The following is a 25,458-nucleotide window of genomic DNA, read 5'->3' on the forward strand; positions in this document are numbered from 1 at the left end:
ACAGGTTGACCGTGGAATCCGTTTGGAGTCTAATTGTTTTATAGAAAATGGAAAACAATTATAAAAATAAGATTATTAATGGTGACAGTCTCGAGGAATTAAAAAAAATTCCAAGCGAAACCTTTGATCTTGTTTTTGCTGATCCACCATACAATTTACAATTAAAAAATTCCCTTACAAGACCAGACAGAAGCAAAGTCAGTGCTGTTAATGATAAATGGGATCAGTTTGAAAGCTTTAAAAAATATGACGACTTTACAGTTGCTTGGCTTTCAGAATGTAGAAGAATATTAAAAAAAGATGGAGCCATCTGGGTCATAGGAAGTTATCATAATATTTTTAGAGTGGGCACTGCAATACAGAATTTAGGTTTTTGGATTTTAAACGATGTTATCTGGAATAAGAATAACCCAATGCCTAATTTCAGAGGAACAAGATTTACGAACGCTCATGAAACTTTAATTTGGGCTTCTAAAAGTGAAAAGTCAAAATATACTTTTAACTATCAATCTTTGAAATGTTTAAATGATGATCTTCAAATGAGATCTGATTGGAATTTACCTATTTGTAATGGAGCGGAGCGACTTAAGAAAAATGGGAAAAAAGTTCACTCTACTCAAAAACCAGAATCTTTATTACATAGAGTTTTATTAGCATCATCAAATAAGGACGATTTAATTCTAGATCCATTCTTAGGATCTGGAACAACTGCAACCGTTGCAAAAAAATTAGGTAGAAAATATTACGGTATAGAAAAAGAGAAGATCTATTTTAAAGCAGCCGAACAAAGGTTAAAAAATACAAAACCTTTGGAAGATAATTTTTTAGACACTCTAAAAAATAATAGATCCAAGCCTAGAATACCTTTTGGATCTTTGGTAGAGCTTGGAATGATAAAGCCAGGAACAAGTATCTTTGATCAAAAGAAAAAGATAGTTGCTAAGATTATGGCAGATGGAAGTATCAAGCATAATCAAGCTGAAGGATCAATTCATAAAGTTGCAGCAACAATACTTGGCTCTGAAAGCTGTAATGGATGGACTTATTGGCATTGCACAGTGAATGGTGTTTCTGTGCCAATTGATAATTTAAGACAAAGATTAATTTCTAAAAGTTAGTCTTTATAAATTTTACCAAGATAGCTGTTAATAAATTTTTTATTTTTTACTAATTTTTGTATTATTAAGTTTCTAATCCAAATTGTTAAAGGGTTAGATAAATGAAAAGCAAAATAATTAAGTTTTGATTTCATATCAATCATCTTTACCCTTTTAACTCTTTCAGAGATGAATTGAGTATTTTCATTTTCTAAATTTTTATACAGTTCATGAGCAACCTCTATTGATTGAGATGCACCTTGTGCGAAGGTTGGGGGTAAAGCAAAAAAAGCATCTCCAATGAGAAAGGTATTTTTATTTTTTGGTTCATGCACCTTGGAACTCACAAATATTGGGAAGCATTTAATGTTTCTTAGATTTTTAATTATTTCAGGAGCTACTTGCTTTGATATTTCAGATATAATAGATTCAGTAAAATCTTTACTCCCAAACAAAGAATAGTCGGATAACTCTTTAGCACTAAGCTTTTTTCTAAGAATGCTAATAAAGTTAAAATATCCTTTATTATTAATTGGATAAAAAACTGTATGTAAATTAGATCCTAAAAATAAAGATATATTCTCTGGGTTAATACCCTTAACAGCATCCTGATCTATTGTTGCTCTTAAAGCAATAGAGTTAAAATACTTTGGTTTAATTTCTTTATTGGCAATTAATGATTTTGTTTTTGAAAAAGTTCCATCAGAAATAATTAAGTAATCACATTTAACTGATGAACCATCCTCAAAAGATACTTCTTTGCTTTCAGCTTCTTCATTAATTTTTATAACTTTTTTATTATAATGAATAATATTTTCATGAAGCCCATCTTTTAAGAAATTAATTAAAGTAGAGCGCTGCAAAGTAGTATATTTTGTATCAGTGCTGTTAAACATGGATATATCTAAATCACATATTTTCTTATTATTTTTTAAAGAATAGAAGTCTAGTTTATGGGGGTGAAATTTATCATCTACCCTAATTTTTTGAAAATTTATTTGATTTAATAGTTTAATGCTATTCACTGAAAGTTGAATTCCATATCCTTTTTCTAAGTTAACAGAACTATTTTTCTCATAAATTGTAATTTTGTAATTTAAGTTTTGGCTAAAAAGATTTGCAATATACAGACCTGAAATACCCGCCCCTATTATTGCTATATTTTTCATTAATTTTTTTTTAAATGATTAAAAATTTTTTTAGTAAATGTTGGCAAAGTATAATCATCAAGCTTAGAGCTATCAATCCAAGAAGAGTTAGAAATTGCACCCTTTAACTTGGAAAACTTGATTATTATATTCATATTCATATTTGATATCTTGAAGTTTAAAGCTTTTGCTAAATTATCAGGTTTGGATATTTGTTTCATGGGAAATATTTGTAAATTTTTTAAAAAATTAAATTTAGTATTTTTTATTAACAAAAATTGATTATTCTTTTTATAAACTTCTAACAAATAAAATCTATCAATCTTCTTTTTTCTTTCTTTTATTATTTCAAAATCTTGTTTTTTAAAAGATGTACAATTTTTAGTTAAAGGACATCGGTGACATAAAGGGTTTTTGGGTCGACAAATTAATGCACCTAACTCCATTAGCGCTTGTGCATAATCACTTGCTCTAATTGAGCTACCTAATATTTTTTTGCTCTTAACAAGGTTATCTTTTGCAATTTCTTTGGGTAATTTTAAATTTAACAATCTTTTAATTACTCTTTCAATATTTCCATCTAAGGGAATAAATGGCTTGTTAAAGGCAATTGCCATTATTGCATTAGAAGTATAGTCGCCTATTCCGGGTAATAATTTTAATTCTTCAATTGTGCTTGGTAACCTTCTATTAAAATTTTTTTCTAATATTTGCCCAGTCTTTTTTAAATTTCTTACTCTTGAATAATAACCAAGGCCCTCCCAATACTTTAAAAGCTTATGTTCCTTAATTTTTGATAGAGACTTAATATCAGGAATATCTTTTATAAAATTATTGAAATATGGAATTACAGTTGCAACCTGTGTTTGCTGCAGCATAAATTCACTTACTAACGTGTAATATTCTCGCTTAACTTGTGATAGTTTTTTTCTCCATGGGAGTGATCTTTTATTATTATCGTACCAATAAAGAATTTTTTTTGTTAGTATGGATTTAGTCATATGCAATTTAAAAATAATATTAAGCAGAGGTTTAAAACTATTCAAGGCTTAAGGTCTTTTAAAGACACTTTGCCAAAAAATATTAAAAAAATAATCAAAAAAAAGGGTCATATATTTTCTGAAACACTTAATAACTGGAAGTACATAGTTGGAGATGATCTTTTTCAAATATGTTATCCAAAATCCTTTAAAAATTCGAATAGATTTGGAGTAAGCACTCTTCAAATAATGGTAAAGAGAGGACACGAAATTGATTTAGAATATTCAAAAAAAAAAATAATCGATAAAATGAATAGTTTTTTTGGTTATGCCGTTGTTGAGAAATTGAAATTTATAAGTTTTGATGATGCTCAAACAAAATTCAAAAAACTAGATACTAATGAAAACCATGTGACAAATATTAAATATGCAGATAGAATTAATAGTATAAAGAATGATAAGATTAAAAAATCATTACTTGAATTAACAAAACTATTTAAACAACGATGAAAAAATTAACCTCCACATTATTTATTATATTTCTAATCTTCTCCTCTAAAGTGTTTGCTGCAGATAACGAAATAGTCAAAAGAATTACCGAAGGTGAACAAAGTGCTAAAATAACAATAATCACCTACGAGTCATTAACATGTGGCCACTGTGCAGACTTTCATAAAGATGTTTATCCAGAACTAAAAAAAGACTTTATTGATAAAGGATTGGTAAGAATTGAGTTTAGACATTTTCCATTAGATCTAGCTGCATTTAATGCATCAAAAATTGCGCAATGTAATAACGATGGTAGTTCGAATATTTTAAATATTTTGTACTCCGGACAAAAAAAATGGGCTAGAGGAAAAACACCAGAAGAAGCAACAGGCTATTTAAAAAAATTCTTAGAAGGTGAAAATGTGAATGTAAATTTTGAAAAATGCCTGAGTGATAAAGCTATAGAAGACTTCGTTTTAAACGATCGAATCGATGGGGTAAAAAAATTTGAAGTTAATGCTACTCCTACGATAATAATTAATGACAAAAAGTTTGATAAAGCCCTAAATTATAAGAATTTAAAAAAATATCTCGAAAAACTGATATAAGTTAGTTCATGGAGTTTAAAAAAATCCAATTAAATGGATTTAAATCATTTGCTGAAAAAACAAATTTTCTAATAGAGCATGGCTTAACTGGCATCGTTGGTCCTAACGGTTGTGGGAAATCTAATATTGTAGAATCCTTAAGATGGGTTATGGGTGAAACCTCAGCTAAGAGTATGCGTGGTTCAGGTATGGAAGATGTCATCTTTAATGGTACATCTAATAAGTCTTCTAAAAATATAGCAGAAGTTTCAATAAGTGTAGATAACGCAAGTCATGATGGTCCAATGCAATATAAAGATTTAGATCATATAGAGGTTAGAAGAAAGATTGAAAAAGATAAGGGTTCAAAATTTTACATAAACGACAAAGAAGTTAGAGCTAGGGATGCTCAAATGTTTTTCGCAGATTTATCTACAGGCGCTCATTCACCATCAATGATTAGTCAGGGGCGTATTGGAGCCTTAGTGACTGCTAAGCCTACAGACAGACGCGCAATTTTAGAAGAAGCAGCTAATATTTCAGGATTACATGTTAGAAGACATGAAGCTGAACTTAGATTAAACGCAGCAGAAGTAAATTTGAAAAGAGCCGATGAATTAAGAAGACAACAAGAAAAACAACTAGCAAACCTTCAGAAACAAGCAGAAGAAGCCACAAAATATAAGCTTATATCTGAAGAAATAAAAAAAATTGAAGCAGGTTTGTATTATCTAAAATTATTAGACATTGATAATGAAATTAGAATAGAAAATGAAATTAACAATGAAGCTGAGGGAGAAGTGAGCAGCTTCAATCAACAAATTTCTCAGTTTGAAAGTTTAATTAAAACTGAAACAGATAAAGTTTCTCCATTAAGAGAAAAAAATATTGAGAACCTTTCAAGAATACAACGATTGAACTTAGAATTACAAAGTCTAGATGAGGAAAATGTAAGAACACAAGATGAGATAGAAAATTTTAAAAAATCTCTAAAAACAATCGAAGAGGATATTGATAGAGAAAAAGGTATTGTAATAGATGCAAATTCAAATGAAAAAAGATTAAAAGAAGAAAAAAGTGAATTAATAGAAATAGACTCTAAATATTTTGAAACAGAAAAATTATCAAACGAAGACCTTGGGAAGGCAAAAAACCAACTTAATGATGAGCAAAAAGCTGTAGATGAAATTATTGAAATATTTGCTAATGGCAACATAAACATCAGTATTGACCCAATTAGAGACGTCATTAATACAATCGAAAAAATTAAAGAATTAATAAACAGTAATGAAGCTAACCAAGCTCTTACATTACTGGATAGAACTAAAATGGAATTAAATAATTTCTTAAATAATTTAGCTAATGATGAAAGTAAAAGTAAATTAACTGATATTGATGAAAAAAATAGCAATATAAAATTACTTCAAGAAAAATATGCAGATAGTTTTAGTAAAAACCAATCAATTAAAAAGGAGTCTATAAAAAGAAATGAAAGAATCAAAGCTATAGAATCAGAAGTTGAAAGTTGGAAAAACTTACTTTCAAACTCACAAAAAATGGTAACAGAATTAACTGAAAGAAAAAATAAACTATTATCACAATTAAATGAACGTGACCAACAACCCAAGGCTCAAGCAGAAAAAAAAGGTCAAGCTACAGAGGGTCTGAGAATTTCACAAAATGAAAAAATTGAGAATGAAAAAATAATCGAAGAAACAGATAAAAAGATAAACTCTTTAAGACTTGAATTAAATGACGTTCAAGAAAGATCTATTCAAATAAGAGAAAGAAAAGCAAGCTCAGGAGCTACTGTTGAAGGTTTAAAAAAACGTAAAGAAGATCTGTTAGAAAGAGTTAGCTCTGAACTTAATCTTGAAGAAAATGATATTCTAGAAAATTCTAATTTGAATGGTGTTGTAGAGTTACCCAATTCCGTTGATCAAGAAGAAGCTCTTGATGAAAAAAAAAGAAAAAGAGAAAAATTGGGATCAGTTAATCTTAGAGCGGATGAAGAAACCAATAAATATGAAATTGAAATTAAAAAAATGGAACAAGATAGAAAAGATCTTGTATCTGCCATTATAAAATTAAAAGAAAGTATTAATGAATTAAATCAAAAAGGAAGAGAAAGATTGTTAGAAGCTTTTGAAAAAGTTAATAGAAAATTTAATGAAGTTTATACAAAACTATTTAATGGTGGAAATGCAAAGCTAGAATTAGTGGACTCTGATGACCCACTTGAAGCTGGTTTAGAAATGTTGGTAAGTCCTCCTGGTAAAAGACTTCAGTCTATAACCTTATTATCTGGTGGTGAGCAAGCTTTAACAGCCTTGTCTCTTATTTTTGCTGTGTTCCTTACTAATCCATCCCCAATTTGTGTTTTAGATGAAGTTGATGCTCCACTAGATGATGCTAACGTAACAAGATTTTGTGGACTTCTTGATGATTTAACTAAAATAACTAACACTAAATTTATTATTGTAACTCACCACGCTCTAACTATGTCAAAAATGAATAGACTTTATGGGGTAACTATGCCTGAAAAGGGTATTAGCCAACTAGTAGCTGTTGATTTACAAAAAGCTGAGAGTATGGTTGCTTAATACATAAATGCCAAAAGATAGCCTTAAAACTCGCTTGGAGATTGCAAAAACTAAACTTTCAAAGAAAAATCTCTATAAAAATGAAGAGGCACCCTCTTCTATTGGAACTGCCTTTAAATTAAGTACAGAATTAGTGTCTGCAGTGGCAGTTGGGACAATTATAGGGTTTATTTTAGACAAGACCTTTGGTACTAAGCCCTGGTTAATATTAATATTTTTTTTTGTAGGTGTTGTTGCTGGAATTATAAACGTATTCAGATCTGCAAAAAATATGCAAAAATAGACTTAAAAAATTATGGCTACAAACCCAATGAACCAATTCGAAGTTTATAGAATTGGACCAGAAATTAAATTAGGGGCAATAGATATTTCTTTCACAAACGCAAGTTTGTTTATGGTGATTAGTTCACTTGCAATCTTATTAGTTTTTAATTTAGGGTCAAAAAAAAACTCTTTACTACCAAGCAAGATGCAACTTCTTTCTGAATTAAGTTATACTTTTGTTTCTAAAATGATTAGTGATACCGCAGGATCAAAAGCAAAACCCTACTTTGCGTTTATCTTCTCAATATTTATGTTTGTACTATTTTGCAATATGTTTGGAATGATCCCTTACGCCTTTACAGTAACTAGCCATATCATTGTTACTTTTATTTTAGCTTCATTTATTTTTGTAGGTGTAACAATTATTGGATTTATGAAACATGGATTAGGATATTTAAAATTATTTGTACCTAGCGGAGTGCCTGCTGTACTATTGCCGCTAATAGTTGTTATAGAAATAATTTCTTACTTAAGTAGACCGGTTAGTCTTTCAGTTCGTTTATTTGCAAACATGATGGCTGGTCATACTATGATGAAAGTTTTCGGAGGCTTTGTAATAAGCCTTGGAATAGTTGGTGGATGGCTTCCACTGAGTTTTTCGGTTGCATTAACTGGCTTGGAAATACTAGTTGCTTTTCTTCAAGCATATGTTTTCGCAATCTTAACCTGCATCTACTTAAATGATGCATTAAATTTACACCATTAACTAACATAAGGAGGATATAATGGAATTAGAAGCAGCAAAAATGATCGGAGCAGGACTAGCAGCAATAGCTCTAGCCGGTGCCGGTGTTGGAATTGGAATTATTTTTGGTAATTACCTTTCTGGCGCAATGAGAAACCCATCTGCAGCCCAAAAACAATTTCCTAATCTTTTATTAGGTTTTGCTTTAGCTGAAGCAACTGGCCTATTTGGATTAGTTGTAGCGTTAATTATTTTATTTGCATTTTAAATTTAATGATTAAAAAAATATTTTTTCAGTCGATATTTTTAAGCTTCCTGTTTTTTATGGAAGCTTTTGCAGCTGAAAGCGGTGGAATGCCTCAATTAAATCCTGAGTTTTGGGTTTCTCAAATTTTTTGGTTAATTATTACTTTTGGAATTTTATATGTTGTTTTATCTAAACTTATACTTCCTAAAATAAGTGCCAACCTAGAAACTAGAAAATCTCAAATTTTAGAAAATATTGAGGCTGCAGAGAAGAAAAGAGAAGAAAGTGAACAAAAAATTGAAGAATACGAAAAGATAGTACACGACAGCAAAAATGAGGCAAAAAACTACTTTAAACAAGCTAGAGAAAAAGTGTTGAAAGATATTGGTATAAAAAAAGAAGCACTAGATAAAGAAATTGATGAAGAGGTTAATAAAGCAGAGATTGAGATAAAAACTTTTAGAGATAATGCACCAGAAAAAATCAGGAAGATTGCTGAAGAAACTTCTTCGGACTTGCTGCAGCAACTAATAGGAGCCGAAGTTAACAGTAGTAGTATTTCTGCAATAGTAGAAGATCTTTCAAGAAAAAAAATGGATGAATATTATGGTAATTGATGCAACTTTTTGGGTAGCTATATCCTTTTTAATATTTATAGGAGCTTTAGTTTATTTAAAAATACCTCAAAAAATTAATGAACTTTTAAATAAGCTTATCCTTGATATTAAAAATGAAATAGATGAAAGCGAAAGACTAAGACAAGAAGCAAAGGTCTTACTAGATAGTGCTCAAAATAAACTTGATACCGCACAAACAGTAAGCAATGATATTTTGCAACAAGCTAAAAAAGATAGTGATCACCTTATAATTGAAATGAATGATAAATTTCACAAATCTTCAGAAATTAAAAAGAATTTAGCAGAAAATAAAATTTCACAAATGAAAGAAGCTGCACTTAAAGAAATAAAAGATGTTTCAATTAAAATTGCCGTTGATTCAGTTAAAAAAATTATTAATACTTCTGTTGATAAATCAAAGCTTGATGGTCTTTTTGAAAAGAACCTTGAAGAAACAAAAATAGCTTTAAAAAAAATAAGCTAATAATTACCTTACAATTTTTTAAAAAAACTATAAATTAACTCAATGAAATCTATTGTCATTGGTTCTGGATTTGGTGGTATAGCTGCAGCACTAAGATTAAGAGCCAAAAATCATAAAGTAACTTTAATTGAAAAGCACCCTGACTTGGGTGGAAGAGCCAGAGTGTTTAAAAAAAATGGTTTTACTTTTGATGCTGGTCCAACAGTAATTACCGCACCCTATCTAATTGAAGAGCTTTTCACTTTATTTAATAAGAAGTCTCAAGATTACATAAAACTCACTCCTTTAAAAACTTGGTATAGATTTATTTATGAAGATGGAGGTGTATTTGATTACTCTGGTGATGAAGATCAAATGAAAAAGCAAATTGAGCAGATAAACAAAGAAGATGTTAAAGGTTATGAGCAGCTTGTAAAATTCACAAAAAAAATATTTGATAAAGGCTTCACAGAACTAGCAGATGTTCCATTTGATAAACCTCTTGTGATGATGAAGCAATTACCCTCTCTACTAAAGCTTAAAAGCTATAAATCAGTTTATTCATTAGTTTCTTCGTATATAAAAAATGAAAAATTAAGACGTATGCTAAGTATGCATCCTCTATTAGTTGGTGGAAACCCCTTTACAACAACATCAATATACGGATTAATTTTATATCTCGAAAAAAAATGGGGCATACATTACTCAATGGGTGGGACTGGAAACATAATCAATGGCTTAGAAAAATTAATGATTGAACAAGAAATTGAATTAATCAAAGGACATGAGGTGACAGAAATAATTTCAAATAATGGAAAAATTAGTGGAGTAAAATTAGATAATCAAAAAGAAATACTTTCAAATAATGTAATATGCAATGCTGATCCTCCTGCTGTATATGAAAAACTTCTAAGTCTAAATAAAACAAGCTCTCTATTTAAATGGAAGCAAAATCGAATGCAGTATTCTATGGGTCTATTTGTTTACTACTTTGGAACAAAAAAAACATACCCAGATGTTGAGCATCACACAATCAAGTTTGGTGATAAATATAAAGAACACCTGAGTGATATTTTTGATAATAAAAAATTAAATGATGACATAAGCTATTACCTTCATAGGCCATCAGCTACAGACAAATCAATGGCACCTGAAGGAAATGATTGCTTTTATGTTCTTGTGCCCGTTCCAAATAATCAATCCAAAATTGATTGGAAAACTGAAGGTGAAAAAATGAAGAATTTAGTAATAGATAAAATGGAAAAAGCATTACTTCCTAATCTTAGAGAGAATATTATTGAAGATTTCTATTTAACGCCAGATTATTTTGAAAATGAATTGAATACTAAATTTGGATCAGGTTTTTCGATCCAACCCAAATTTACACAGTCTGCATATTTTAGGTTTCATAATAAATCAGAAATTTATGATGGTTTGTATTTTGTTGGAGCAGGAACACATCCTGGTGCAGGTGTTCCTGGTGTGCTATCCTCAGCAAAAGTTCTTGATAAGATAATATAATGACTAATAAAAACTACCTGTCTATTTACGCAAAGTCATTTAATTGGGCTGGTTTCTTTTTACCCAAAAAAACCTACCAGAAGTGTTCCTCTTTATATGATTTTTGTAGAACTGTAGATAATATTGCAGATGACGATGGTGAATTAGATATAAAAAAAAAAATCTATTAATTTTTAAAAATGATTTTCTTAATAAAAATTATAGTAATATAATAATTAAGAATATGTGGGATCTTATGGATCATCATTTAATTTCAATAAAAATTATTGAAGATTTATTTGATGGTGTTGAATCAGATTTAAATAAAAAAGTTCAATTAAATAATAAAAAAGATTTGTTAATTTATTCTTACAGAGTTGCTGGTACCGTGGGTCTGATGATGGCAAAAATTTTAAATGTTAAAGATGACAATTCAATGAAAGCTGCCATAGATTTAGGTATTGCAATGCAACTAACAAATATATCTAGAGATGTTGTGGAGGACTCAAAGATTAATAGATTTTATATTAAGAATGATTTTAAGACAATAAGCGACACCTTAACTTTAGCTGATTTATTCTACAAAAGCTCTTTTATAGCAATAAAGGAAATACCCTTTAAGTTTAGATTCGCAATACTTGTAGCAAGAAGAGTTTACAAAAAAATAGGTGATAAAATTTTAAAAACAAAGAATATAGAAAATTATAATAAAGCAGGTAAGATTTATGTAAATAATATTACAAAAATCTATCAGACTATTCTTTCTATATTTGACTTAGTAACACTTTTTTTAACAAAACAAAAAAGTAGTTATATGAATAATGAACACTTTTTAATTAGTGAGGAAGTAGATTTAAATGAAAGAATTTGATTATATAATTATTGGCGGTGGATGTGCTGGGTTATCTTTGGCATACGAATTAGAAACTCATAATAAACTCAAAGATAAAACATTAGCAATTATTGAGCCTAGATTAGAGTACAAAAGAGATAAAACTTGGTCTTTCTGGAAAACAACAAATCATAATTTTGAAGATTGTGTTAAAAAAAGTTGGAATAATTTTTCTATAAATATACCCAACAAAACTAAATTTTTAGAATGTAATAAGCTACCTTATCAATCAATTGATAGCGGACTATTCTATAAAAAAATAAACTCCACACTGAAACAAAATCTGAATATTAAATTTTACAAAAATATTAATGAGGTAAGCTTAAATAATTCGTTTGTTTTCAATAGTGTTCCCTCAATAGAGTCTAATGAAAATCAGCTTTGGCAACACTTTAAGGGTATTGAGATCGAGACTACTAAAGATGTTTTTGATGAAAATATCATGAATTTAATGGACTTTGATTGTCAACAATATGAAAGTGTTCATTTCTTCTACACACTACCTTTTAGTAAAAATAAGGCTATGGTTGAAACTACGTGGTTATCTAAAATGAATAATGATCTGGAAATGGATTATGATCAGCAATTAAAAAATTACATTGAAAATTATCTAAATATTAAAAATTACAAAATTAATTATAAAGAAAATGGTGCTATACCACTTTTTTATCCATCAAATATTAATAAAAAAAATAAAATAAATATAGGTACTGCAGGACATATGACTAGATTAAGTACTGGGTACACTTTTTTGAATATTCAAGAACACAGCAGATTCATAAGAGAAAATATTGATAATATTGATAAAATAAGAAGATATGAAATTAAAAAAAAATATCAATTTCTAGATAAGATATTTTTAAGAGTTTTAAATAATCATGCCAAACAAATGCCAAATATATTTTTCAAAATGTTTGATAACTCTCCTGAAACTGTAATTAAATTTCTATCTAATAAAAGTAATATTTTTCAAGATTTATTAATAATTCTTAAAACAGCTAAAAAATGGTTATTTATTAAAGCCCTTTTAAAATAAAATGCATAGTCTGATAAATAAAATTAATTTCTATCATTCAATAATTTTTTTTATTTTTTCATGCTTTATTGCCTTGATTGTTAATCAATTCGAGAACTTAATCATCTCTCCAGTGGTATGTTTATTTCTTATTCTTACAATTGGAATTTCACATGGTGCACTAGATAATCAAAAAGGTAAAAAGCTTAGTCAGTTATATAATGTAAAAAAATCTTATTTTTTTTATTTAATATATTCTCTTATCGGCATTAGTATCATTATATTTTGGTTATTTTTTCCAACTGTGTCTCTTATTTTATTTTTAGTTGTTGCCTCATATCATTTTGGCAAAGAAGATACGGAATTTTTGATAAATAATAAAAATGTATCAAATCTAATTCTTTATTTCTTAAAAGGGTCTCTAATAATCATTGCACCATTAATGTTTCACTTTGTTGAAACAATTAATATTTTTAAATTACTTTTAATAAAAAATGAAAAATTTTATTTATTCTTAAACTTTATTGAAGATAACAATATATTACTTTTTGCTTTATCAATTTCTTTACTGTCTAGAATTTATTATTTTTTGAAAGATTTTAAAATTATCAATATTTTGATAGTTTTGGATTTTTTTTCAATTATTGTACTGAATTATTTTTTTACTCCACTGATTGCCTTTACAGTATACTTTTGTTTCCTACATTCATTTCGACATTCAATTTCACTGATAACAGAACTTGATGAAAATAGTTTTAAAATTGGTGCTATGACATTTGTTAAAAAAGCTATGCCACTTACAGTTTTAACTGCAATTTTATACGTTATAAGCTTATATTTCCTATCTAATTTCTATCAATTAAATGATGCAATATTAAAAGTTATATTTATTGGTTTGGCGTCTTTAACCTTTCCTCATATATTGCTCGAGTATCTTTTAGAAAAAAATGAAAAATAAAGAAATTAAAATATTGTTATCTGCTCCTAGAGGTTTTTGCGCTGGTGTAGAAAGGGCAATAGAAATAGTTAAAAAAAGTATTAAAAAATACGGTGCACCAGTTTATGTGCGACATGAAATAGTTCACAATAAACATGTAGTGGATAGTCTTAAGGCAATAGGTGCAATTTTTGTTGAAGAGTTAGAAGAGATTAAAGATAAAACTAGACCGGTAATTTTTTCTGCACATGGTGTACCGAAAGCGATACCCATACAGGCTGATAGCTATAAAATGGAATATATAGATGCTACTTGTCCTCTTGTCTCAAAAGTTCATAGAGAGGCAGAAAACCTTCATAAAGCTGGTTACCATATTATTCTTATAGGACATAACAATCATCCAGAAGTTATTGGTACTATGGGGCAATTACCAGAAGATACAATTGACTTAATTCAAGATGAGCATGATGTTGAATTATATGAATTAGATAATAATAAAAAAATTGCATATGTTACTCAAACAACTCTGTCTGTTGATGACACTAAAAATATAATAAAAGCTCTTAAAAAAAAATTTCCAAAGATTAAAGAGCCATTTAAAGAGGATATTTGCTATGCAACTACTAATCGTCAATCAGCTGTTAAAAATATTGCCAAACAATGTGATATGTTTTTTGTCTTAGGAAGTAGAAATTCTTCAAATTCAGTTCGTTTAGTTGAAGTAGCAGAACAAAGTGGCTGCCAGCATGCTGAATTAATTCACTCAGAAAGTGAAATTCCCTTTGAAAAAATACAAAATTGTAAAACAATTGGTGTTTCATCAGGTGCATCAGCACCTGAAGTTCTAGTTGAAAATTTCATTAATAAATTGAAAGAAAATTTTAAAATAGAAATTGAGGAAGTTGAAATTATCAAAGAAAATATTGTTTTTAAAGTTCCTGCAAAATTAAATTAGATGGCTGTATACACCAAAATAAATAGTAAAGACCTTCTATCACTAAGTAAAGATTACAAATTAGGAAAAATAACCAAATCTGAAGGAATTAAAAAAGGAATAGAAAATACAAACTACTTATTAAAAACAAATAAAAAAAAATTCATTTTAACAATTTTTGAAAAAAGAGTTCAGAAAAAAGATTTACCTTTTTTTATGAACTTAATGGAAAAACTAAATCAAAAAAAAATTATTTGTCCAAAACCATTAAAGAATAGTGATGGTAGGCACTTAAGTAAAATTCAAAATAAACCCGCTAGTATTGTGACTTTTTTAAAGGGAAAAGATAAGGCCAATCTTAATTATAAAAATTGTTTTGATATTGGAAAAAATATTGCACAATTCCACAAGGCTGGAACTAGAATAAAACTATATAGGCAGAACTCTATGTCTATTAATAAATTAGGTAGCTTATTAAAAAGTATAAAATTTACGTCTAATAAATTAGCTCCAAAACTAAAACTTACTCTTAACGTATGCTTAAAGGATATTAAAAATCAATGGCCAAAAAAATTACCAAGTGGAATTATTCATGGAGATTTATTTATAGATAATATCTTCTTTTATAAAAATAAATTTTCTGGATTTATTGATTTTTATTTTTCAAGCAATGATTTTCTGATGTATGAGATTGCAATTTGTATAAATGCTTTATGTTTTGATAAGAAAAGAAATTATTTTGTAATGAATAATAAAAAAATTAAATACTTAATTGATGGATATGAAACTATAAGAACTATTTCAAAAAAAGAGAAAGACTCATTAAATATATTATGTAGAGGGGCGGCTTTAAGATACCTACTGACTAGAATTTATGATTATTTTAATACTCCTAAAACTGCACTAATTCAGATCAAAGAACCTAACGAATATTTTCAAAAACTAATTATCCATAACAATCTGAATAGCTACAAAGATTATTATAAATAATGATAAAAATTTATACTGATGGTTCTTGTTTAAAAAACCCTGGAAATGGTGGTTGGGCTGCAATCATCAATATTAATGATGAAATTAAAAAAATTAGTGGAAGCGTTAAAGACACAACTAATAATAAGATGGAGCTAATGGCTCCAATTAAAGCACTTCAGGAAATAAAAGAACAGCAACCTATTGAAATTTATACAGACTCCCAATACGTGAAATTAGGTATTACTGATTGGGTGCATAAATGGATTAAAAATAATTGGTTAACTTCTAAAAAGGAACCAGTAAAAAATAAAGAACTTTGGACTCAGCTTTATGAATTAAATCAATCTCATGAAATTAAATGGATATGGGTTAAGGCTCATGCTGGAAATATTCTAAATGAAGAAGTTGATTTATTAGCTAAACAAGCTGCCGAATTAAACTAAATTTAAAAAATTTTGAGCAGCCGAAACTTCACATGCACCGGCATCTTCTTCTTCTTGTAATTTAATTACTTTAAGATTGTTTATTAACATTGTGTATCTATTTGATCTTACACCTAAGCCTCGGGCACTTTTATCAACATCAGCACCAATTGCTTTCGTAAAACTCAAAAATGGATCAGCCATCATCAAAACTTTATCTTCAACATTTTGGCTTTTGCCCCAAGCTTCCATTACAAATGGATCATTTACTGAGATACAGACTATTAAATCTACACCTTTTGCTTGGTATTTATCATGGCTATCAACATATCCAGGTAAATGTTTGGCTGAACAAACTGATGTATAGGCACCGGGTAAACCAAATAAAACTACCTTCTTATCCTTAAAAAACTCAAAAGTATTTTTCTTAATGGGATTTCCATCTTCCATAATAAAAAATTCAGAATTAGGGATTATTTCATTTTCTTTTAATTTCATTATATTTTTTCCTTAATGTATTGTTGAGTTCTACTTAGATTATTTGAAATAATATCATAATTTTCTTTTTCATCCATAACATACTTTAGTTCATCAGGTAAGTCAGGTTTGATTCCAATTGATTTATCTATGGCTTCTGGAAACTTACATGGGTGTGCTGTTGCTAAAACAATATTATTACCTTCTAAATTTACTTTATTTAAAGATCCAAATCCTATTGCACTATGAGGATCCAGTATAATATTATATTTTATGTAAACTTCTTTAATAGTATCTAAAATCTCTTCTTCACTCATGCTTGCTGATAAGAAATCTTTATTTATTTTTTCCATTTTATCTTTTGAAATAATATATTTACCTTTTTTTTTAATTCCATGCATGATTGTACTAGTTTCATTATCATCACAATCATTTAAATCATAAATTAGCCTTTCAAAATTACTAGCTATTTGAATATCCATACTTGGTGAGTTGGTTTCAGACGCACTTTCCGCTTCATAGTTTCCATTAGAAATTGCTCTATGCAAAATATCATTTTTATTAGTTGCAACTATAAATTTGTTTATTGGTAAACCCATTTTTTTTGATAGATAGCCAGCATATACATCTCCAAAGTTTCCTGTTGGTACTGAAAAATTAATAGGCCTTTTGTCTTGTGTTTGAAAGTATGTATAAAAATAGTATACAGCTTGCGCAATAATTCTTGCCCAATTTATTGAATTTACTCCAGACATATTTATTGAGTTAGAAAATTCTTTATCTGCAAACATTGATTTAACTAAATTTTGACAATCATCAAAATTACCTTCAATCGCTATATTAAAGACATTCTTTTCTTTGACTGTCGACATTAGTTTTCTTTGAACGAGTGAAACTTTTTCATGAGGGTGAAGAACAAATATATTCATATTCTTTTTTCCCTTAATCGCATCTATTGCAGCAGCACCTGTATCCCCGGATGTTGCAACTACAACGTTTATATTTTTATTATTTTCTTTTAAATAGTGCTCATAGAAGTTTCCTAACAATTGCATTGCTATATCTTTAAAGGCTAGTGTCGGGCCATGAAACAGCTCTAAAACCTTAGTATCACCTAATTTAATTAAATCTACGACGTTATCTTTTCTAAATACAGAATATGATTTATCAACAATATCTGACAACTCATTTGCTGTCATAAAGTCACCTATAAATGGGTATATTATTTCTTTTGCTAAATTCTGATAACTCAAGTTACTTAATGCCTTTATTTGTTCAGCACTGTATTTTTTAACCTCTTTTGGAATAAACAAACCCCCATCATCTGCAAGCCCTTTAATAAATACTTGCTCAAAGCTATATTCTTTTGAGTTATCCCTAGTGCTTATATACTTCATCTAATTAATTTTTTTTAAAATATAAATATATTAATTGTGAAAAATTGGCTAATAAAAATCTTCTTACAAATATAAACTAGTTAAGAATATAATTGTAAATTAATGACTTATTATCTTTTAACTTTAGATTAATTTATATACCCTTTAATGGTAAAGATATAGGGGGTAAATTGAGTACAATTGGACTAGTTACAATGTATCTAATTATTCAGTTAGTGGTATTTTTTTCTATATTACCAATAGATGTTAATCGAAAAAGAAAATTTTTAATCCCAGCAAATGAGGTTGGAGCACCTGAAAATCCTAAAATTCTTAAAAAGACTTTTTATTCCATTGGTATTACGACTATTATTTTCACAATAATTTGTTTATTAATGAAATATGAATATTTAGATCTAACAAATATAATCAGTTAAAAAATATTATACCACAACATTTTGAGTCGAAAAATTTAAATAAGACTATCTATTAAAAGTAATACAAAAATTAAGAATAGATACAAAATTGAGTAGCCAAAGACTTTTTTTGCTTTCTTTAAATCAAATTTATTTTTTTTATATTGATATAAATCAAAGCAAATAAAATTATAATAAATTGTAAGAACAAATGCTGGAATCAAATAGATTAAACCTGAAAAATTAATCCAATATGGAAAAATGATGATGGGTAGCATTAATAAAGAATAAATAAAAATGTATACTTTTGTTTTTTCAATACCATCTGTTAAAGGTAACATTGGAATTTTTGCTTTTTTATAATCATCAGCTTTATATAAGCTCAATGCCCAAAAATGCGAAGGCGTCCAAATAAAAATTATTAAAAATAAAGCTAATGACTCTAAACTAATTGTATTAGTTGCTATAGTCCACCCGATAACAGGTGGTAATGCACCAGCAGCTCCACCAATAACAATGTTTTGTGGTGTTTTTCTTTTTAGCCATATTGTGTAGACAAAAAGATAAAAAAATATTGTAAATAATAACAAAGATGCTGATAGAAAATTTGAAAAATAATTTAATGCTACAACTGAAATAACTGACAGCAATACTCCAAAAGTAAGTGCTTGGTTTCTATTAATTTTACCAGTGGGAATTGGTCTTAAGCATGTTCTTGTCATGAGTGCATCTAAATCTGATTCGTACCACATATTTAGACATCCAGCCGCTCCCGCACCTAAAGCAACTAAAGTTATGCCTATTGTAGCATCAATAATGCCTATATTTGAATTAGAAGTTAAAAGGCCAACGGCGCATGTAAATATAACAAGAGACATTACTCTTGGTTTCATCAATAGATATAAAGATTTAATTAATTCATTAAAATCTAGTGAGACAGTTTTTTTTCTAATCATTTTGATTAAACGGTTATCAGATATGATGTGCCTATTCTACATTTAATAAAATAAACACTAAAATTGATACCATTCCAATAATAAGAATATGATTTCCTAAATCAAAAATTCCAATTTTTTTATTTTTTTTATCAATAAATCTTCTAGTAAGAGACATATTGTCATATGGATTAATTGTAATTGCGGGGCCTTTGTCTTTTTGCTTCTCTAATTTTAATCGAGTACCAAACCATGTTGCATAAATAAAAAGTAAAAAAAATATTATCACTCCAGCGAGTACAGTAAAACCAGTCATATAAATTACCCTCCTATAAAAAAATATAATAATCTTGTAAAAACAGTGTATTTTGCTTCTGCCGCCATAAGCCCAATAAAACAAGCTATTGCTGTCATTGGCCACAAAAGAACATTAACTAGGGCATATCGCTCCCAAAATAAATGCATAAAGAAAGCCATTATTAGGCCTGCTTTAAGAAACATAAATATTAAAATTAAGGTCCACCTTAATAACCCCTGAAATGCAAACCAGTCAACCATGTAAGAAAAGAAACTAAGTACAAATAATAATCCCCAAATCCATAAGTAGATTCCTATCTTATGTGTTGAAGCAACTGTTTCTTTGTTTTCTATCTCATCCATAATCTAGTTTACCATAAATAAAAGAAGGCAAATATAAATACCCATACTAAATCAACAAAATGCCAATAAAGTCCTAAGATTTCTATTGCTACATAGTCTGATTTCATTGAAGTAAAAAACCCTCTTTTGCCTTTATCAAAATCACCTCTAAAAACCTTTCTTGCATAAATAAATAAAAATATCACTCCAATCGATACATGCGTTCCATGAAAACCAGTGATCATAAAAAAGAAAGACCCGAATTGTTTGGCTCCAAATGGATTTTCCCATGGTCTAACACCTTCATGTATTAACTTAGACCATTCAAATACCTGCATACCAACAAAAGTAAGACCACCTATAGCTGTAGCTAATATTAGCCAGCCACACATTTTTCTATTTTTTTCATATCCATATTTAACCGCAAGTGCCATGGTTCCACTGCTTGTGATTAAAACAAATGTCATAATTGCAATTAATAATAATGGAACAGGTACACCATTGACATGTAATGAAAAAACTTCACTTGTATTTGGCCAATCTACTACCGTAGAAGCTCTTCCCTTCATGTATGAAATTAAAAAACAACTAAATATAAAAGTGTCACTAAGTAGAAAAATCCACATCATAACTTTACCCCATTGAACACCTTTAAAGGCAGTTTGATCTGATCCCATATCCTGAGACATGCCTTTAAAACCTCCTGGTAAATTATTTAATGAATTATCTGACATTTAAATTGATTAAGTTTTTTCAACCTCCGCACTTATAACTTCACTTGGTGGGGTTGTTTGAGTTATATAATCTTCTTTTGCTCCCGGCACATTGAAGTCATAAGGCCATCTATGAATAACAGGCAATTTTTCTCCCCAGTTACCATGTGCTGGTGGCACTTCTGGAGTTAACCACTCTAAAGAATTTGCTTTCCAAGGATTTTTTCCAGCTGGTTTTCCAATGCTCAAACTTACTACTATATTGTAAATAAATATAAGCTGTGAGAAACCAACAATTAAAGCTGCTACAGTTATAAATTCATTCATTCCTATTGCAGAAGTCACATAAGGACTATCATACATTTCAAAATACCTTCTTGGTACTCCGATAAAACCCAGATAGTGCATAGGGAAATAAATGGAATAAGCCCCTAAAAAAGTGAACCAAAAATGCCACTTACCTAATTTTTCACTTAACATTCTTCCTGTAACTAAGGGAAACCAATGATAAACAGCTCCCATGATTACCATAAGCGGGGCAATTCCCATCACCATATGAAAATGGGCTATTACAAAATATGTGTCAGATAATGGAATATCTACAGCAACGTTGCCTAAAAAAATTCCAGTAATTCCCCCATTTACAAAGGTCACAATAAAACCTAGACAAAAAAGCATTACAGTATTCATTCTTATGTTGGCTCTAAATAGTGTGATTATCCAGTTATAAACTTTCAATGCAGTTGGTACTGCAATGATAAGAGTAGTTGTTGCAAAGAAAAACCCAAACCAAGGATTCATTCCACTAACATACATATGGTGGGCCCAAACAAAGAAACTTAAAGCACCAATGCCAACGATAGCCCAAACCATCATTCGGTATCCAAATATATTTTTTCTAGCATGAACTGATATTAAATCTGAAACTATTCCAAAAGCAGGAAGAGCTACGATATAAACTTCAGGGTGTCCAAAAAACCAAAATAAATGCTGGAAAAGAACTGGACTTCCACCGCCATAACTTAATACTTCTCCTGCTTGAAGAATTGTTGGCATAAAGAAACTAGTTCCAAGCATCTTGTCTAAAGTCATCATAATGCAGCTAACCAATAAAGCTGGAAAAGCTAACATTGCTAAAGCAGTTGCTGTAAAAATTCCCCAAATAGTCAATGGCATCCTCATCAAAGTCATACCTCTAGTACGTGCTTGTAAAATAGTAATTATGTAATTTAATCCACCCATAGTAAATCCAATTACAAATAAAGATAAAGAAACTAGCATCAAAATAATTCCCATATTTGATCCTGGAGTACCTGGTAAAATTGCTTGAGGTGGATAAAGTGTCCAGCCCGCTCCAGTTGGTCCACCCGGAACAAAGAAGCTAGCCATGAGAACACAAACTGCAATAAAGAACATCCAGAAACTGACCATGTTTACATATGGGAAAACCATATCTCTTGCACCAACCATTAAAGGAATTAAATAATTCCCAAAACCTCCTAAAAATAATGCGGTTAAAAAATAAACCACCATTATCATTCCATGCATAGTTACAAATTGATAATAGTGTTCGGCAGTAATGAATGGAACTAATTCTGGAAAACCTAATTGCAAACGCATTAGCCATGAAAGTACCAAACCAACAATTCCCGTAAATACTGCGGTAAGAAAATATTGCACTCCAATAACTTTTGCATCCTGACAAAAAATCCACTTCGTAATAAAGCTATGACCATGATATAAATCTTGCTCTGGAAGCTCTGCAGGTCTTACATAATCAATATCTTTTGACGAACCAGAAGAGCCTGAAGTAGTTTCTGAAGACTGTGCTTTAATTGGTATATTTTTTTGGTTATATTCGTCTGACATATATTTTTAATTCTTATTTTTTGCAATTATTGTTAATTTTAATTTATCGTTATTTTGTTTTGCTATTAAATCTGAAAAAGTTTCTTGTTCTTTAATCCAGTTGTCATAATTGCCTTCACTTTGAACTATAACTTTTGCTCTCATAGCATAGTGACCTACTCCACAGTATTCGGCACATAAAACCTCATACTCACCTAGTTTATTTGGTTCAAACCAGTAATAAGTAATTATTCCAGGAATAGCATCCATCTTTGCTCTAAATTGAGGCACATAAAAATTATGCAAAACATCAAGTGATCTTAATAAAATTTTTACCGGCCTATTTGTTTTTAGGTGAAGTACATCGTCTTGAATTAAAATATCATCTTTTCCATTTGGATCATCCAAGTTTATTCCAAAAGGATTGTCATCACTAATTTTTGCTACATGAGCAGTGCCTAATATTCCATCTTCACCAGGTAATCTATATTGCCATCCCCATTGCCACGCATTCACCTCGACATGCAATGCATTTTTAGGAGTATTAATATAATTATTATAAACAATAAGTCCTGGTGCCAAAAGAGCTATCACTCCTATAGTAGTTGCAATAGTTAATATTTTTTCTAGTTTATGATCCTCTGGTTTGTATTCAACTTTACGACCTTCTTTATAAGAAAACTTAAGAACGCAATAAACCATGAACAAACAAACTAAAACAAATACTCCCCCACCAATCCAAAATGTTAAATTAATTGTATCATCCATTGCCCCCCAGTTTGAAGCTATGTCTGTCCACCACCATGGAGTATATATATGGAACAGAACCGAACCAACAATTACCCCTAAAAATATAATTCCCGGGTGCATATTTGTCTCTCTCTCTTAGATAACAGTAATTGAAATAAATTTCCGAATCCATAGAAAAATATATTAATAAGTGAGTAAATAAGGCTTTATACTGAATTAAATTATGCTTGATAAATTTAGTCTCTTTGTAGTTGTGCTGGTTTTAGTTTTTTGCTTTTATCTTGTAATTTCTCTGGGAGCAGGAGTTTTTTCAAAAAAAGAAAGGAAACCTGAAATACAAAAATATTTAAAATCTGTTAATATTTTATTAATTTTTATAATTGTTATTGGGGCTATTTTAACGTTGTTTCTTTAAAGCATTTAAGCAAGTAGTGCTCGACACCAAGCAATAACTGTATCATTAAAAACATACATAATTAAAAAAAATACACACCAAACAATTAATAAAAAAGCCCAATAAAGAGATAGTGCATCTATACTTTTTTGTTCTTTTATAATTTCTTCTTTTTTAAGTTTATTAACTTTGGAAAAAACTTTCCCCCAAAAAAATAATCCTCCTAAAAGATGTAAACCATGAAGTGCAGTAAAAATATAAAACGATGAAAAATAATTATTTGTAGAAACATAGTTTCCATTTTTCATTAATTGAAACCAAAAAAGGATCTGCCCAAATAAAAAAGCGTAGCTTAAAAAGCCAACTATAAGCAAATTCTTTTTAATTTTTTCAAAATTATTTTTTTTTAAATCATTTGTGATTTTATTAAAAAAATAAGCAACATATAATAAAACTAAAGTATTTAACCATAATAAATTAGGTTTCAATAGATACTCTGTATCTTGAGTCACTGGAATGCTATAAAGGTATCCTGTAACAACTAAAGTAAATAATACGGTGCTCACACCAAAGATAACAATAACGGCTGATGTCTGCAACGATATATCAAAAGTTTTACCTTGATGATGGTTATCACTTTCCATCTGTTCTTTTTCCCAGGGCTTATCAGACAATGTTCCAAAAAGTTTTTTAATAAATTTAGACATAATTATAATATATAATATATTAATTCATAAAATATGAAATTAAAGACCTCAATAACTATACTGGGTGGCTGTTTGTTAATTTTTTTATTTATTATGTTGCCTATTGTATTATCGATACAAGAAAAGAAAGGAGATATTGTAGCCTCATATACTGGATCTGCATTTACTTTAACAGATGTAAATAATGAGCCCATAACAGAAAAATCTTTTCAAGGACCATTAACTGCAATTTTTTTTGGTTTTACAAATTGTCCCGACATATGTCCAATGACACTATCTAATCTAGATCAGGTTATCGAAAAATTAGATGATAGTGAGAAAAAAAATTTGAAAGTTTTTTTTGTAAGTATTGATCCTGAAAGAGACAATCCTCAAATAATTAAGGATTACTTGAATTCATTTAAAAGTAAGATCTATGGAATAACTGGAGATCCACAAAAAGTATTTTTGCTTTCAAAATCATGGGGTGTTTTAAGTGAAAAAATCTTTAATGAAGACGGTGGTTATTTAATCAATCATAGTTCTTCAATACTTTTATTAGATAAAGGAAAGTATATTGATCGAATTAGTCATCATGAAAATTTGGACAATATTTTTAAAATAATTAAGAGTTATTTGTAAGCTTGTAAAAATTAATATGTATTTTTTCTCACATATAAATAAAATAAAAAAATTGACAGTGCTAAAGAAAACCAAGTAATAGCATACTTTTTGTGGCTATTTGAAATATTTACAGTAATAATTTTTGGTTTTGGTAATTCTAAATTATTATTTAAATAAATTACAAATGGTGAAAATTTTTTATTTGTATATTGAAAAATATCATCCCTATCTAAAGTAAACCAGTAATTATCGTTAATATCATTAACAGGCTTAAACCTGTTAGCCTTAGATTGTTTTCTTAATGTTCCTAAAATAGTTTTATGATCAAAAATATCAATTTCTTTAGTATTTTTTTTATCAAAAGGTATCCATCCTCTATTTAATAAAAAGTTTTTATTATTAATTATAATTGGATTAACAACATTAAATCCCGGTGCACCTTTTTCGTTTAAACTATACAAATAAATTTGTTTATCAAAATCTATAACCCCCGAAGTTTTGATTTTTAGATAGTCCTCAGGAACATTGGTCATTAAATCAACAGGTTCTTTCTTCAAAGAAACATCAATTTTATTTAATAATTCATTTTTCCAATCTAATCTTACTAGTTGCCAGCTACCTAATGCTATAAATATAGATATAAAAAAGAATACAAAAATTGAAAATAAAAGTTTATTTCTCAAGGTAA

At 28.8% G+C, this 25,458-nt stretch carries 31 protein-coding genes; 19 read left to right on the plus strand and 12 right to left on the minus strand.

All coding sequences use genetic code 11. The annotated features are described in order from the left end of the window. Window positions 1-47: 47 nt before the first annotated feature. The gene (locus ABXT45_RS05775) at window positions 48-1,118 is read left to right on the plus strand and encodes a site-specific DNA-methyltransferase (RefSeq protein WP_415313119.1); all 1,071 of its coding nucleotides are present in this window, start codon (window positions 48-50) and stop codon (window positions 1,116-1,118) included. Here ABXT45_RS05775 and ABXT45_RS05780 read toward each other — a convergent pair. Next, on the minus strand, window positions 1,115-2,266 hold the full coding sequence (locus tag ABXT45_RS05780; RefSeq protein WP_415313120.1) for an FAD-dependent monooxygenase: 1,152 nt from the start codon (window positions 2,264-2,266) through the stop codon (window positions 1,115-1,117). The two genes, ABXT45_RS05775 and ABXT45_RS05780, sit on opposite strands and share 4 nt — an antisense overlap. Further along, a complete protein-coding gene (locus ABXT45_RS05785; protein ID WP_415313121.1) occupies window positions 2,266-3,246 on the minus strand; it encodes an A/G-specific adenine glycosylase in 981 nt (326 codons plus the stop codon). The genes ABXT45_RS05780 and ABXT45_RS05785 overlap by 1 nt, the downstream gene beginning before the upstream one ends. Between ABXT45_RS05785 and ABXT45_RS05790 the strand changes: the two genes are divergently transcribed. The 16 genes from ABXT45_RS05790 (at window position 3,247) to rnhA (ending at window position 15,933) form a co-directional block, all read left to right on the plus strand. After that, the gene (locus ABXT45_RS05790) at window positions 3,247-3,735 is read left to right on the plus strand and encodes a DUF721 domain-containing protein (RefSeq protein WP_415313122.1); all 489 of its coding nucleotides are present in this window, start codon (window positions 3,247-3,249) and stop codon (window positions 3,733-3,735) included. It begins immediately after the preceding gene. Then, window positions 3,732-4,322 carry a DsbA family protein gene (locus ABXT45_RS05795; protein ID WP_415313123.1) on the plus strand — a complete coding sequence of 197 codons (591 nt, stop codon included), beginning with the start codon at window positions 3,732-3,734 and terminating at the stop codon, window positions 4,320-4,322. The genes ABXT45_RS05790 and ABXT45_RS05795 overlap by 4 nt, the downstream gene beginning before the upstream one ends. Before the next feature lie 8 nt (window positions 4,323-4,330). Next, window positions 4,331-6,904 carry a chromosome segregation SMC family protein gene (locus ABXT45_RS05800; protein WP_415313124.1) on the plus strand — a complete coding sequence of 858 codons (2,574 nt, stop codon included), beginning with the start codon at window positions 4,331-4,333 and terminating at the stop codon, window positions 6,902-6,904. Window positions 6,905-6,911: 7 nt separating this feature from the next. Continuing rightward, window positions 6,912-7,187 (plus strand): AtpZ/AtpI family protein, encoded by a 276-nt coding sequence (locus ABXT45_RS05805; protein WP_271492225.1) that lies wholly within the window; start codon window positions 6,912-6,914, stop codon window positions 7,185-7,187. A 12-nt stretch (window positions 7,188-7,199) separates the two neighbouring features. Next, window positions 7,200-7,934, plus strand: coding sequence for a F0F1 ATP synthase subunit A (locus tag ABXT45_RS05810; RefSeq protein WP_018413543.1), 735 nt, complete (start codon window positions 7,200-7,202; stop codon window positions 7,932-7,934). Between the two features lie 19 nt (window positions 7,935-7,953). Beyond that, window positions 7,954-8,181: a F0F1 ATP synthase subunit C gene (locus ABXT45_RS05815; RefSeq protein WP_006997791.1), complete on the plus strand. Its 228-nt coding sequence runs from the start codon at window positions 7,954-7,956 to the stop codon at window positions 8,179-8,181. 5 nt (window positions 8,182-8,186) lie between these two features. After that, window positions 8,187-8,777 carry a F0F1 ATP synthase subunit B gene (locus tag ABXT45_RS05820; protein ID WP_415313125.1) on the plus strand — a complete coding sequence of 197 codons (591 nt, stop codon included), beginning with the start codon at window positions 8,187-8,189 and terminating at the stop codon, window positions 8,775-8,777. Beyond that, a complete protein-coding gene (locus ABXT45_RS05825; protein ID WP_415294785.1) occupies window positions 8,758-9,261 on the plus strand; it encodes an ATPase in 504 nt (167 codons plus the stop codon). The genes ABXT45_RS05820 and ABXT45_RS05825 overlap by 20 nt, the downstream gene beginning before the upstream one ends. Window positions 9,262-9,303: 42 nt before the next feature. Next, on the plus strand, window positions 9,304-10,761 hold the full coding sequence (crtI, locus tag ABXT45_RS05830; RefSeq protein WP_415313126.1) for a phytoene desaturase family protein: 1,458 nt from the start codon (window positions 9,304-9,306) through the stop codon (window positions 10,759-10,761). Beyond that, window positions 10,761-10,931 carry a squalene/phytoene synthase family protein gene (locus ABXT45_RS05835; protein ID WP_415313127.1) on the plus strand — a complete coding sequence of 57 codons (171 nt, stop codon included), beginning with the start codon at window positions 10,761-10,763 and terminating at the stop codon, window positions 10,929-10,931. Before crtI ends, ABXT45_RS05835 begins: the two co-directional genes overlap by 1 nt. Window positions 10,932-10,996: 65 nt before the next feature. Further along, entirely contained in the window at window positions 10,997-11,611 is a 615-nt protein-coding gene (locus ABXT45_RS05840) for a squalene/phytoene synthase family protein (protein WP_415313128.1), read from the plus strand. Beyond that, complete coding sequence (locus ABXT45_RS05845; RefSeq protein WP_415313129.1) at window positions 11,598-12,668, plus strand: lycopene cyclase family protein; 1,071 nt, start codon at window positions 11,598-11,600, stop codon at window positions 12,666-12,668. Before ABXT45_RS05840 ends, ABXT45_RS05845 begins: the two co-directional genes overlap by 14 nt. A 1-nt stretch (window position 12,669) precedes the next feature. Then, a complete protein-coding gene (locus ABXT45_RS05850) occupies window positions 12,670-13,605 on the plus strand; it encodes a Brp/Blh family beta-carotene 15,15'-dioxygenase (RefSeq protein ID WP_415313130.1) in 936 nt (311 codons plus the stop codon). Beyond that, window positions 13,595-14,539: a 4-hydroxy-3-methylbut-2-enyl diphosphate reductase gene (ispH, locus tag ABXT45_RS05855; RefSeq protein ID WP_415313131.1), complete on the plus strand. Its 945-nt coding sequence runs from the start codon at window positions 13,595-13,597 to the stop codon at window positions 14,537-14,539. The genes ABXT45_RS05850 and ispH overlap by 11 nt, the downstream gene beginning before the upstream one ends. Then, a complete protein-coding gene (locus tag ABXT45_RS05860) occupies window positions 14,540-15,508 on the plus strand; it encodes a homoserine kinase (protein WP_415313132.1) in 969 nt (322 codons plus the stop codon). Further along, window positions 15,508-15,933 carry a ribonuclease HI gene (gene rnhA / locus ABXT45_RS05865; RefSeq protein ID WP_415278047.1) on the plus strand — a complete coding sequence of 142 codons (426 nt, stop codon included), beginning with the start codon at window positions 15,508-15,510 and terminating at the stop codon, window positions 15,931-15,933. The genes ABXT45_RS05860 and rnhA overlap by 1 nt, the downstream gene beginning before the upstream one ends. Here the strand turns inward: rnhA and ABXT45_RS05870 are convergent. After that, entirely contained in the window at window positions 15,925-16,410 is a 486-nt protein-coding gene (locus ABXT45_RS05870; protein WP_415313133.1) for a peroxiredoxin, read from the minus strand. The genes rnhA and ABXT45_RS05870 overlap by 9 nt on opposite strands. Then, complete coding sequence (gene thrC, locus ABXT45_RS05875) at window positions 16,410-17,786, minus strand: threonine synthase (protein ID WP_415313134.1); 1,377 nt, start codon at window positions 17,784-17,786, stop codon at window positions 16,410-16,412. Before thrC ends, ABXT45_RS05870 begins: the two co-directional genes overlap by 1 nt. Before the next feature lie 170 nt (window positions 17,787-17,956). Between thrC and ABXT45_RS05880 the strand changes: the two genes are divergently transcribed. Continuing rightward, the gene (locus ABXT45_RS05880; protein WP_415278050.1) at window positions 17,957-18,202 is read left to right on the plus strand and encodes a DUF1467 family protein; all 246 of its coding nucleotides are present in this window, start codon (window positions 17,957-17,959) and stop codon (window positions 18,200-18,202) included. 35 nt (window positions 18,203-18,237) lie between these two features. Here ABXT45_RS05880 and cyoE read toward each other — a convergent pair whose 3' ends face one another. From cyoE to ABXT45_RS05915, 7 genes are all read right to left on the minus strand, one after another. Next, window positions 18,238-19,137, minus strand: coding sequence for a heme o synthase (gene cyoE / locus ABXT45_RS05885; RefSeq protein WP_415313135.1), 900 nt, complete (start codon window positions 19,135-19,137; stop codon window positions 18,238-18,240). Window positions 19,138-19,168: 31 nt separating this feature from the next. Beyond that, entirely contained in the window at window positions 19,169-19,432 is a 264-nt protein-coding gene (locus ABXT45_RS05890; RefSeq protein ID WP_415313136.1) for a hypothetical protein, read from the minus strand. Between the two features lie 5 nt (window positions 19,433-19,437). Beyond that, a complete protein-coding gene (locus tag ABXT45_RS05895; protein WP_415313137.1) occupies window positions 19,438-19,776 on the minus strand; it encodes a cytochrome C oxidase subunit IV family protein in 339 nt (112 codons plus the stop codon). An 8-nt stretch (window positions 19,777-19,784) separates the two neighbouring features. Further along, on the minus strand, window positions 19,785-20,489 hold the full coding sequence (locus ABXT45_RS05900; protein ID WP_415313138.1) for a cytochrome c oxidase subunit 3: 705 nt from the start codon (window positions 20,487-20,489) through the stop codon (window positions 19,785-19,787). A 9-nt stretch (window positions 20,490-20,498) separates the two neighbouring features. After that, a complete protein-coding gene (locus ABXT45_RS05905) occupies window positions 20,499-22,337 on the minus strand; it encodes a cytochrome c oxidase subunit I (protein WP_415313139.1) in 1,839 nt (612 codons plus the stop codon). Window positions 22,338-22,343: 6 nt separating this feature from the next. Then, complete coding sequence (locus ABXT45_RS05910) at window positions 22,344-23,186, minus strand: cytochrome c oxidase subunit II (protein ID WP_415313140.1); 843 nt, start codon at window positions 23,184-23,186, stop codon at window positions 22,344-22,346. A 300-nt stretch (window positions 23,187-23,486) separates the two neighbouring features. Further along, entirely contained in the window at window positions 23,487-24,167 is a 681-nt protein-coding gene (locus ABXT45_RS05915; protein ID WP_415313141.1) for a cytochrome c oxidase subunit 3, read from the minus strand. Window positions 24,168-24,200: 33 nt separating this feature from the next. On the opposite strand from ABXT45_RS05915, the gene ABXT45_RS05920 reads away from it, so the two are divergent. Then, window positions 24,201-24,788 (plus strand): SCO family protein, encoded by a 588-nt coding sequence (locus ABXT45_RS05920; protein WP_415313142.1) that lies wholly within the window; start codon window positions 24,201-24,203, stop codon window positions 24,786-24,788. Between the two features lie 11 nt (window positions 24,789-24,799). Here ABXT45_RS05920 and ABXT45_RS05925 read toward each other — a convergent pair whose 3' ends face one another. Beyond that, window positions 24,800-25,453, minus strand: a complete 654-nt coding sequence (locus tag ABXT45_RS05925) for an SURF1 family protein (protein WP_415313143.1) — start codon at window positions 25,451-25,453, stop codon at window positions 24,800-24,802. Between the last annotated feature and the right edge of the window lie 5 nt (window positions 25,454-25,458).

It is taken from the genome of Candidatus Pelagibacter sp. Uisw_106 (assembly GCF_047724975.1).
GTDB lineage: Bacteria > Pseudomonadota > Alphaproteobacteria > Pelagibacterales > Pelagibacteraceae > Pelagibacter.

Bases quoted from the DNA above. Each gene is read 5' to 3' on its own strand.
- ABXT45_RS05775 (WP_415313119.1), top strand. From the start codon at position 48: ATGGAAAACAATTATAAAAATAAGATTATTAATGGTGACAGTCTCGAG.
- ABXT45_RS05780 (WP_415313120.1), bottom strand. From the start codon at position 2,266: ATGAAAAATATAGCAATAATAGGGGCGGGTATTTCAGGTCTGTATATT.
- ABXT45_RS05785 (WP_415313121.1), bottom strand. From the start codon at position 3,246: ATGACTAAATCCATACTAACAAAAAAAATTCTTTATTGGTACGATAAT.
- ABXT45_RS05790 (WP_415313122.1), top strand. From the start codon at position 3,247: ATGCAATTTAAAAATAATATTAAGCAGAGGTTTAAAACTATTCAAGGC.
- ABXT45_RS05795 (WP_415313123.1), top strand. From the start codon at position 3,732: ATGAAAAAATTAACCTCCACATTATTTATTATATTTCTAATCTTCTCC.
- ABXT45_RS05800 (WP_415313124.1), top strand. From the start codon at position 4,331: ATGGAGTTTAAAAAAATCCAATTAAATGGATTTAAATCATTTGCTGAA.
- ABXT45_RS05805 (WP_271492225.1), top strand. From the start codon at position 6,912: ATGCCAAAAGATAGCCTTAAAACTCGCTTGGAGATTGCAAAAACTAAA.
- ABXT45_RS05810 (WP_018413543.1), top strand. From the start codon at position 7,200: ATGGCTACAAACCCAATGAACCAATTCGAAGTTTATAGAATTGGACCA.
- ABXT45_RS05815 (WP_006997791.1), top strand. From the start codon at position 7,954: ATGGAATTAGAAGCAGCAAAAATGATCGGAGCAGGACTAGCAGCAATA.
- ABXT45_RS05820 (WP_415313125.1), top strand. From the start codon at position 8,187: ATGATTAAAAAAATATTTTTTCAGTCGATATTTTTAAGCTTCCTGTTT.
- ABXT45_RS05825 (WP_415294785.1), top strand. From the start codon at position 8,758: ATGAATATTATGGTAATTGATGCAACTTTTTGGGTAGCTATATCCTTT.
- crtI (WP_415313126.1), top strand. From the start codon at position 9,304: ATGAAATCTATTGTCATTGGTTCTGGATTTGGTGGTATAGCTGCAGCA.
- ABXT45_RS05835 (WP_415313127.1), top strand. From the start codon at position 10,761: ATGACTAATAAAAACTACCTGTCTATTTACGCAAAGTCATTTAATTGG.
- ABXT45_RS05840 (WP_415313128.1), top strand. From the start codon at position 10,997: ATGGATCATCATTTAATTTCAATAAAAATTATTGAAGATTTATTTGAT.
- ABXT45_RS05845 (WP_415313129.1), top strand. From the start codon at position 11,598: ATGAAAGAATTTGATTATATAATTATTGGCGGTGGATGTGCTGGGTTA.
- ABXT45_RS05850 (WP_415313130.1), top strand. From the start codon at position 12,670: ATGCATAGTCTGATAAATAAAATTAATTTCTATCATTCAATAATTTTT.
- ispH (WP_415313131.1), top strand. From the start codon at position 13,595: ATGAAAAATAAAGAAATTAAAATATTGTTATCTGCTCCTAGAGGTTTT.
- ABXT45_RS05860 (WP_415313132.1), top strand. From the start codon at position 14,540: ATGGCTGTATACACCAAAATAAATAGTAAAGACCTTCTATCACTAAGT.
- rnhA (WP_415278047.1), top strand. From the start codon at position 15,508: ATGATAAAAATTTATACTGATGGTTCTTGTTTAAAAAACCCTGGAAAT.
- ABXT45_RS05870 (WP_415313133.1), bottom strand. From the start codon at position 16,410: ATGAAATTAAAAGAAAATGAAATAATCCCTAATTCTGAATTTTTTATT.
- thrC (WP_415313134.1), bottom strand. From the start codon at position 17,786: ATGAAGTATATAAGCACTAGGGATAACTCAAAAGAATATAGCTTTGAG.
- cyoE (WP_415313135.1), bottom strand. From the start codon at position 19,137: ATGATTAGAAAAAAAACTGTCTCACTAGATTTTAATGAATTAATTAAA.
- ABXT45_RS05890 (WP_415313136.1), bottom strand. From the start codon at position 19,432: ATGACTGGTTTTACTGTACTCGCTGGAGTGATAATATTTTTTTTACTT.
- ABXT45_RS05895 (WP_415313137.1), bottom strand. From the start codon at position 19,776: ATGGATGAGATAGAAAACAAAGAAACAGTTGCTTCAACACATAAGATA.
- ABXT45_RS05900 (WP_415313138.1), bottom strand. From the start codon at position 20,489: ATGTCAGATAATTCATTAAATAATTTACCAGGAGGTTTTAAAGGCATG.
- ABXT45_RS05905 (WP_415313139.1), bottom strand. From the start codon at position 22,337: ATGTCAGACGAATATAACCAAAAAAATATACCAATTAAAGCACAGTCT.
- ABXT45_RS05910 (WP_415313140.1), bottom strand. From the start codon at position 23,186: ATGCACCCGGGAATTATATTTTTAGGGGTAATTGTTGGTTCGGTTCTG.
- ABXT45_RS05915 (WP_415313141.1), bottom strand. From the start codon at position 24,167: ATGTCTAAATTTATTAAAAAACTTTTTGGAACATTGTCTGATAAGCCC.
- ABXT45_RS05920 (WP_415313142.1), top strand. From the start codon at position 24,201: ATGAAATTAAAGACCTCAATAACTATACTGGGTGGCTGTTTGTTAATT.